This window comes from uncultured Campylobacter sp. (assembly GCF_963517995.1).
GTDB lineage: Bacteria > Campylobacterota > Campylobacteria > Campylobacterales > Campylobacteraceae > Campylobacter_A.
On sequence record NZ_CAUQHQ010000087.1, the window covers coordinates 1 to 8,903 of the forward strand.

Here is an 8,903-nt window from a genome sequence, read left to right on the forward strand (position 1 = left end):
GCTTCATTGTCTTCAGGCCCATAACTAGTTCTATGTTGGATCTCTTCTTCGCTGGTTATATTATAGTATTATATTATTAATAATATAAAATAATGAATAATTATAAGAGTCTACAATAACGCTAATTCATATTGCTTTATTTGGTTATGTTATTTGCTTGGCTTTGTGATAAATGATAGATTAAGCTAGTTTTTATACTTTATATATAGTATCGTGACATTTGAAGCAATAATAGCGTGCTGAAAAATAGTCTTAAAACACAAAGCTTTTTAATGTATTTATAATTTACTCCGCGTCATAATGCAGGGCAAGCAATGCGACCAAACTAAACCGGCGCTGTTTTTGATGATTTTACCTTTGTAGATATTGGCATTGAAGGCAGTATGGATATCCAAAATTGCCAAAAATATAGCAGCCATTAGAAAGAATGCAAAAGTGGTAAAAAATATATTAATAAATTAAAAATGAATTTTAACATATAATTTTTAAAAAGGAGGGTAGGGTGATGCTTAGAAAAATTTTAACGTGCGTGATCGCGCTATTTGTTTTGACTGGCGTAGCAGAAGGCGCGCAAAGAATGCGAGGGTACATAAAGAAAAACGGAACCTATGTAATGCCGCACTATAAAACCAGAAAAGACGGCACGAGGCTCAACAACTATTCTACGAAGGGAAATATAAATCCGTATACCGGTAAAAAAGGATACAAAAAACTAAGATAGTTTAAAATTCGGCGAAAATATGTGAAAACCTAAATTTAAGGAATAAAAATGAAAAATGCTATTTTAGTTTGCGCTATACTGTGTAGTATGGCGTTTGGGTATGGATTTGACAATGATAACGATCAAAATATGTACGGCGGTCTTGGCGGATATCAATATAAACAAGATATATATAATAGCAATAATGATGCCTATGATAATTACAGCAATAGCTTTGACAAATACGAGAACTATTATAGTCAAAGGCAAAATATGGTCGAGAGTGAATACAAATATAAAGGGGCTAGCGGGCAGGAATATCAATACGATTTAAGCGATCCTATAGACAAGCTTAATTATGATTTGGATTTAAAAGCAAAAATGAATGACGAACTTTACGCGCCAATAACTCCAAATGTAGATTTAGACAGGGGTCTAGGACAATATGGAGGCGGAATAAAACCGCTTTTTGAATAGAATCTAAAAACCATAAGGGAAATTTGTCGTGTTGGCGGGCGCCTGAAACAATGAGGGCAAGGGTACAGTCAGCTGTCTAAAGTAGTCTGAATAATTAGCCGTAGGCAATTGCAACTTAAGTATCCGAATTGGAGTTAGGCGACATCATGAAGGAGATTTCGCATCATTGAAAAAAATAGACTACACCAAAACTAAAAAAGTTATCGACCAATATCGAAACAAGGCATATCGGCCAGTGCGATATAATGGTTAGTTAATGCTAAATTTAAACCAAACGCGTACACAAACTGAGACTTGCAGAGGTTCACGATAAAACATCTTGTATTTAAAAACAATCTTGTCTGTATTTTATTCCATGCATTTTTATGATATAATTGTATTGTATTACATAATAAAGGGATAAACTATGCTAGATCAACTTTTCTTAAAGAGCAATGACCTTATAAGGTTAAATAACCATAAATTTAAAAGATACTTTATAGACTCTAAAGATTTGTCTCATAGGCTTATCGTTATCCTTGGACAAAGAGGAATAGGTAAAACAACTACATTGGCTCAGCTAGCTAGTAAAAACAAAAATAGTCTTTACCTAAGCCTAGATGATATAGAGATATCAAACGATATAACCTCGATTATAAGAGAATTTGTATTAAATGGCGGAAAGCATCTATATCTAGATGAAATTCATAAAAGCAAAGATATATCAGCCATATTAAAATTTGCCTATGATAATTTTAAAGATCTAAACATAGTAGCTACAGGCTCGTCTGCTCTTGAAGTATTAAAAAGCTCTCATGATCTAAGTAGAAGAGCGATAGTATATAAGATGAGCGGAATGAGCTTTAGGGAGTATGTAGGGCTAAGATACGACATAAATTTAGAAGCGGTTGAGCTTGCAAATTTACTTACAAATCATCAGGAAATAGCTGTTAATACCAATAACGCCTTAAAACAAAAAGATCTAGCAGTTATTAAGCTTTTTAGAGAGTATCTAAAGGCGGGTTACTACCCGTACTATAACGATATGCCAAATGATACTGCCTTTTATCAGACTCTAAGGCAAAGCATAGAAGCTACGATAGATAGTGATCTTTTAAGTATATATCCAAATTTAAACGGCAATACGGCAAGAAAGCTAAAGATCTTAACTCATGCCATAAGCACGAACGTCCCATATCAGCCAAACTACTCAAGTCTAAAATCGCTTGTTGATATAAGAGATGATAGAACCCTAAAAGAGTATCTTGCCATGCTTGATAGTGCTGGACTTATAAGGCTTTTAATGAAAAACGAGCTTGCTATAAAAAATATGGATAAGGCAGACAAAATTTACCTTGAAAATACAAATTTAATGTATATAAATAGCCCAGATATAGGAAATGTTAGAGAGACGTTTTTTGCCAATCAGCTTGGAAATATCACTGAAATTTACTCGGGTAAAGCCGGAGATTTTATAGTAGGCGAATTTGTCTTTGAAATAGGCGGAGCAAAAAAGAGCTTTGAGCAGATAAAAGATATGCCAAATTCATTTATAGCAGCAGATGATATTGAAGTAGGGGTTAAAAATAAAATCCCGCTATGGTTGCTTGGGTTTTTGTATTAGGATTTATATATGAGTAAGATAAACCAAATAGAACAAGAGTTATCTCAGATAGATGCTTCAAAATTTCACAAATTGATAAACACATATTTATCCAAAAAGTTTTCTTTTATGGTTCATTCAAATGGTGCAAAAATAGGCGAAGATAAACCTATTTCAGGGACCCCAGATAGTTTTGTAGCTCTAGAAGATGGGAGTTATATCTTTGTAGAATGTACAACGCAAAAATCAGATATAGTGTCTAAATTTTCAAAAGATTTAAATAAATGTTTTGATGAAGCAAAAACTGGTATTGGTATCTCTAAAATAAAGAAAATTATTCTAGCGTGTAATTGCGATATTAAGCCTAGTGAATTAGAAATTTTACAGAAGTATTGTAATTCAAAAGATAAATTATTTTTTATAGGAATTTCAAGTCTAGCAAATGACTTGTATGCAAACTATTCTAAAATAGCATATGATTTTCTTGGCGTCAGCGTAGATACTATGCAAATATTAGACGAGAGCGATTTTGTTGTGGAGTATGAAAGCAGTGGCTATGCTGCGCCACTAAATACGGTGCTGTGTTGTAGAGATAAAGAAGTGGCTGATATAGAATTTGCTTTAAAGGATAGCCAAATAACATTTATAACAGGAAAGGCTGGAGTTGGAAAAACAAGATTAACAATAGAGGTTGCACCTAAATTTGCCAAGGAAAATGGGTATAAATTTAAGGCCATTTTTAATAGAGGTGTCAATATTTACGATGATTTAATGGCATATTTTAAAGTTGAAGATAAGAAATTCTTAATATTTATCGATGATATCAATAGAATTCATCAAGCACTTGGATATTTGCTTAACTCTTTTAACAAAAAAATTACAAATTCTCAAATTAAGATAGTTGCTACAGTTAGAGACTATGCTAAAGATATTATAGAAAAAGTTCCAAGCAACATTAGTTGCTCAGTTATTGAAATACAATCTATGGACAATATCTCAGTAAGTGAAATCATTTCTAAAAATTTTAAAAATATAGATTCTGCATATAAGGAAAAAATTTTAAATATTTCACAAAATAATCCTAGAATGGCTTTTATGGCTTGTAAGATAGCCCAAAATGGATCTTTTGATGCTGTAAATAATACGTATGATTTATACAAAGAGTATTTTAAAAGTGCCGACAATGATATAAATATTTTTGGTGATATTGACATTGGAAAAATAGTTGCGATAGCGGCATTTTTTAGAGTGATTGATAGGCAAAACGATAAACAAGTAGAAATTATAAAACAAGCCTTTGAGGTTGATGTTGTTGCTATTTGGGATAAAATAGAAAAGCTTCATATATATGAGATATTTAATATGTATGAAAATAGTGTCGTTAAAGTATCAGATCAAATACTAGCATCCTATCTTTTTTATAAGACTGTATTTGTGGATAAAAGCCTAAAAATAAGTAGTTTTATAGTAAATTTTTTTCCAAACCATTCAGGCAAAATAAGAGATGTTTTAAATCAAATAGTGCCGGTTTTTGATATCAATTTAATCTTAAAAGAGCTAAAAGATCCTGTAGATAAACTATGGATAGAATACTCAGATAAATCATTGTTGGCGGGACATGATAATAATCCAATAATGGAGTTTATGGAAATTTTTTGGTATCTAAAAGAGTCAGAAATATTAGAAAAACTACATGGGGAGATACAAAACTTAGAGCAAGAGCATATAGATGTAAATAGTATTGATATTTTTAAACGTAGCGATAATAAATCAGATATTATACTATATATACTTTCTTTACTATCTAGAAGTAATGACGAAAATAATCTAAAAATTGCAATAGAGCTAATAGTGATGTATCTAAATAAAAAGCCAAATAAAATATATGAAGTTATTGATACCTTGGTAAAAGAATTTGGATATGAGCTTGACAGTTGTATGGATGAATACAAAAAAGAAAAGATAGTTATGGACAAGCTTTGGGAACTATCAAAAAATAGCGATACTTTGCTCTTAAGAAGACTATTTATTGGGATTGCCAGTGAGATGTTAGGCACTGACTTTCAAGATACTAGACATCATAGTAGAACATTAAATTTATATAACCATACTCTTGTTCCAACACAAGCTTTGATTAATTTTAGAAAAACTATATTTGAAAGGCTTGATGAGATATTTAAAAGTAGTTATTTTTTGGTCGACTTGGAAAAGTTTATAAACGCATATTCTCAAAAAACTAATATTTCAAATCGCAAAGACATACTAGAGCGAGACAGTAAATATATGTTAGATTTAACCGCAAAATACTTTAATCCAAAGATTTATAAACATTGTAAAATAGTAAGAGATTTTTTATCTTTTTTGGACGGAAATAAAATTTCATATGACGAAAATATACAAACTGTATTTAAGCATAGTTATTTTGATACAGATGATTTATTGTGTCTAGACCCTTATGAATTAGAAGGTGATGATATTGAACAAAACAATGTATATATAAAAAATAAGCTAATAGAATTTGCAAATAATCATAAAACTAAAGATGAGTGGATAGGGTTATTTAATGTGTGTGTAGAAATTTATAATGTTATTGATGACATAAATCCACATAGCTTCAGAAGTAACTTTGGTATATTGCTTGAAATTTTATCAAGCAATGATTCGCAACTGTTTATAGAGGTTTTAGGCGAGTATTTTAAGCTAGGCGATCCATTTTTATTATATTTAGATCGTCGTATTCTTATAAAGATTTTGGGCAAAAATAGTGCTTTTGAGTTTATAGAAAAACAGAATTTTAAAGCAAAAGACTTTTGGAAATTTGGGATATTTGCAGCTATAGACGAAAACGATATCGCTCAAACAGATGTTAAGAATTTACTTGATTTGTATAAAAGTGCTGATATTGCGAATATTCCACAATACTTTGACTATTTGCAAAAGTATGAAAATATCAGAGATGATATTGTCTTAGAAGTATTGAGAGTGCTTTATAATAGAAATGATAGCAATGAAATTTCCAAAGTTATTTATTTCTTTTTTATTTTTTTTAATAGCTCACTAGATAAATATATCGCGCCAGACAAAGATCTAATGGAAGTTGTATATCTTTCGTGCCTAAAAAGTAACAGATATTTTGATTACAATGCTAAAATATTAGATAAACTTTTAAATTATGACCCTAGTTTTATAAATAGATATACTACAAGCATTTTAGATACTTTTATTAATAATGCTTGTAGTATTGACATCCATATGGACTATTCTATTTTATTTAATAGATCCGACTATGAAGAAATATTTTTAAAAATTATAGAATTATTTTATAGTATGCCAAGAGAGTGTTTTGTTTTTAGGGAAATTGAATTTTTAAAATCTTTCTTTATGCGGCTACGACATCCACCACTACTAAACACAGAAAAAACAATAAATATCATAAAACAATTTATAGATAAATACTTTATGGATAAAGAAAGAATGATTTTTATATCTAGGCTTATCTGCGAGTTTAATAGCGATGAATCTGAAAATGCCAACATTGATACCAAAGCACATCTATACGCTTATATAATTTCAAAAAATAATGATTACGAGTTATTTAAAAGCCTAAAATTCGAGAAAAATTTAAGAATGTCCCATGGAAGCCGGGTGCCCGTAATACAAAGAGATATTGAATTTTATGAAAAACTAATGTCTGCAATGGATACAGTAAGCTTATTGAAACACAGATCTTTTCTTGAAGAGATAATTGATGATTTAAAACGTCGTATTGATAGAGAAAAGAAATCTGATTTTATGGAAGATGAGCGATTTGATAGATACTAAATGTTAATTTAATAATACATAATTATAAAATAAATTGATATAAATCTTTACAAATAAAGCTTCAAATCATGCCGTGCACTTACTAATTTAAAACAGTAAGCATAGACAAGGGGACTTTATCGCGGATGGTAAATTTACTTTTAAAATAGGCGGAGCTAAAAAGAGATTCGAACAGATAAGAGATATGCCAAACTCGTATATGGCTGCCGATGATATAGAAATTGGGGTGAGAAACAAGATCCCATTATGGTTGCTTGGGTTTTGTATTAAACTCTATAAGACTTTGTAAATTTATTTAAATTATAGTATCATACTCCTAAATATTTAAGGATAAAATACTATGTATATCAAACGAGCTATAACAAACGAGATAAAAGAGTATATGAAAAGCTTTCCGGTGCTTTTGATAAGCGGGGCTAGGCAGGTTGGTAAATCAACACTTGCTTTAAATTTAGATATACCAAATTACGTAACGCTTGACGACATAAACATATATGAATCCGCAAGAAACGATCCCAAAGGCTTTATAGAACACTGCGATAAGCCTATCGTGATAGATGAGATACAAAGAGTACCGATACTACTTGTTGCCATTAAGGAATTTGTAGATAAAAACAGAACAAACGGTCAGTTTGTATTAACTAGTTCTGCAAATTTAAAAGGCTTTAAAGATATCTCAGACTCGCTTGCCGGTAGGATAGGTATAGTAGAACTTTACCCGCTTTCTCAAAAAGAGTTAAGTCATAGTGATGAAAATTTGATAGATATTTTAAGTGGCGATATGGATCATCTGACGCTAAAAAAGTATGGTAACGACGGCTTATCCGAAAAGATCATAAACGGCGGCTACCCAGAGATCACAAAGATAACCTCTGAAAAATCAAAATACCTCTGGTTTAGCTCATACATAAGAACATATATAGAATCAGACGCTAAAGAGATAGGCAACATTAGAAATATGAATAAATTTATCACTATGTACCGCCTATGTATGCTAAGAAGTGGCAACATCTTTAACAAAAATGAGCTATGTCTAGAGTCCGGGCTTGATAATAAGACGTTTGATAGCTATTTTAGCGTGCTTGAGCATACTTATCAGATACAAAAGCTCCAGCCATATTTTAATAACGCTCTAAAAAGACTTATAAAAACTCCTAAAATTTTTACCACTGACACCGGAGTGCTATCGCATCTTCTTCAAATTTCTTCAGCGCAAGATCTTGCAAATTCTCCTTATAAATGCGCCATATATGAGACATTTGTATTTGATGAGCTACTAAAGGCAAATACAAGTAGCAAAAAAAGAGCAAACATATACTACTATAGAACGAGCGACCAAAAAGAGATAGACTTTATCCTTGAGATATCAGGTAAGCTCATAGCCATAGAGGTCAAATTCTCAAAAACTATCAGCAAAGATGACTTTAAGCATATCTACCACTTAAAAGAAAATTTGCAAAGTAAATTTGATAAAGGCATAGTCTTTTACGCCGGAGATACGGCCGTAAAACTAGATGATGATATGTTTGCATTACCGTTTGGTTTTATGGGGAGCTAAATCAGAGAAATAAAACAATTAATCCTGCGTAAAAGATTTTGGAGATCCGATAGGTCTCCAAAAATTAAAAAACATCTCTATTAAAAATCTTTTTTTTGCATTTTTTCATTTTAGGTCGTGGAATTTTGAAACAATCACAAAAAAAGGTTATTATTTTATAATACAGAAAAACTATCATCCTCTATGTATTCATCAGAACTTACACATTCTTTTTCAAGCTCATAGCCAGTTCCATGTCTGATCTATTCTTCGCTGATTGTATCATCGTCTGAAGCAATATTGCTATTTATGTAATCTGTATTATCAACTTGTGCATATAGCTCGATGTCGTCGTATTCATCTGCCATGATGGATACATTTTCAGGCGGCAGCTCGTCGTTTAGTGAGTCGATGTAGTCTTGTGGATTTTTCATAGTTGGCCTCGGTTTACATATTTTACCACTCTATACTAGAAATTCTTTAGCTTTTGTAAAATCTTCGTGATCGTAGTTGTTTCTTAGTATTTTTAAGTTGTCGTTATTTATTTTATTTCGTTTTGCTATCTCTTCAAATTTATCTCTTGCCGTTAGCATATCTGCGATAATCTCTTTAAACTCGCCGTCATCTATATCAAATTTTGATTTTATCTCGTAAAAAAGCTGGACCGAGGGCAAGCTTTGAAAATCCACAAAATTTAAAGCATGGTTTTGCTTTGAGTAGGTTATAGGCGTTGGCGTTATATCAAATGCAGGGGATAAATTCCAGCTTTTTCCATCATATAGCAC

6 protein-coding genes and 1 pseudogene are annotated in these 8,903 nt (G+C 31.3%); 5 read left to right on the forward strand and 2 right to left on the reverse strand.

Features of this window, described 5'->3' with window-relative positions; genetic code table 11:
* Positions 1-505: 505 nt before the first annotated feature.
* From RYL88_RS08965 to RYL88_RS08985, 5 genes are all read left to right on the forward strand, one after another.
* Positions 506-721, forward strand: a complete 216-nt coding sequence (locus tag RYL88_RS08965; protein ID WP_314990720.1) for a hypothetical protein — start codon at positions 506-508, stop codon at positions 719-721.
* Between the two features lie 48 nt (positions 722-769).
* Entirely contained in the window at positions 770-1,177 is a 408-nt protein-coding gene (locus RYL88_RS08970) for a hypothetical protein (RefSeq protein WP_314990710.1), read from the forward strand.
* Between the two features lie 406 nt (positions 1,178-1,583).
* Positions 1,584-2,780, forward strand: coding sequence for an AAA family ATPase (locus RYL88_RS08975; RefSeq protein WP_314990712.1), 1,197 nt, complete (start codon positions 1,584-1,586; stop codon positions 2,778-2,780).
* Between the two features lie 9 nt (positions 2,781-2,789).
* On the forward strand, positions 2,790-6,581 hold the full coding sequence (locus RYL88_RS08980; RefSeq protein WP_314990714.1) for an ATP-binding protein: 3,792 nt from the start codon (positions 2,790-2,792) through the stop codon (positions 6,579-6,581).
* A 340-nt stretch (positions 6,582-6,921) separates the two neighbouring features.
* Positions 6,922-8,139: an ATP-binding protein gene (locus RYL88_RS08985; protein ID WP_314990717.1), complete on the forward strand. Its 1,218-nt coding sequence runs from the start codon at positions 6,922-6,924 to the stop codon at positions 8,137-8,139.
* 242 nt (positions 8,140-8,381) lie between these two features.
* Here RYL88_RS08985 and RYL88_RS08990 read toward each other — a convergent pair whose 3' ends face one another.
* A complete protein-coding gene (locus tag RYL88_RS08990; protein ID WP_314990718.1) occupies positions 8,382-8,552 on the reverse strand; it encodes a hypothetical protein in 171 nt (56 codons plus the stop codon).
* A gap of 30 nt (positions 8,553-8,582) precedes the next feature.
* Positions 8,583-8,903, reverse strand: a pseudogene (locus RYL88_RS08995) (type II toxin-antitoxin system HipA family toxin); the annotation flags it as partial.